Source organism: Flavivirga aquimarina, assembly GCF_030540835.1.
Classification (GTDB): Bacteria; Bacteroidota; Bacteroidia; order Flavobacteriales; family Flavobacteriaceae; genus Flavivirga; species Flavivirga aquimarina.
The window spans coordinates 1-404 of sequence record NZ_JAUOEK010000137.1 but is presented as its reverse complement, the minus strand read 5'-3'; the positions used below and the strand labels follow the sequence as shown (position 1 = coordinate 404).

1 pseudogene is annotated in these 404 nt (G+C 40.8%); it reads right to left on the bottom strand.

The annotated features are described in order from the left end of the window. Nucleotides 1-373 (bottom strand): annotated as a pseudogene (locus tag Q4Q35_RS13755) (IS982 family transposase); the annotation flags it as partial. Nucleotides 374-404 lie beyond the last annotated feature (31 nt).

Sequence of the window (404 nt, the reverse complement as noted above, 5' to 3'; positions counted from 1 at the left end):
CCCTGAGCAAGGTCGAATCGATATAGTTGATGCCCCTTGATTTTCCCAGACCTCTGTATTTCAAGTACAGCATGAGCGGTAACAATGTTCGTTCCTGTCTTGCATTGAAACGGACATAGCTGATCAGGTCAGGGAACAGGTCGTCCAAGTGCTTACAGACATATTGCGTGTAAAAGTGTTTGAAATTGGTGAACTGCCCATAATGGAACAAAAGATAGATGCTCATCATTTCACTATCACTGAGCCTGCCCTTCCTGTTACGGCATTTAACACCGGAAGCTTCTAAAACAGGAACCTGTTCAAGTTGGGAGCTAAATTCATTGCAAAAATCGTCCAGTTCTACGAAGAATTCTGTAATTTTATCTCTAAGCATAAAGGTTGTTTTTTGAGGTTAAACTAAAATT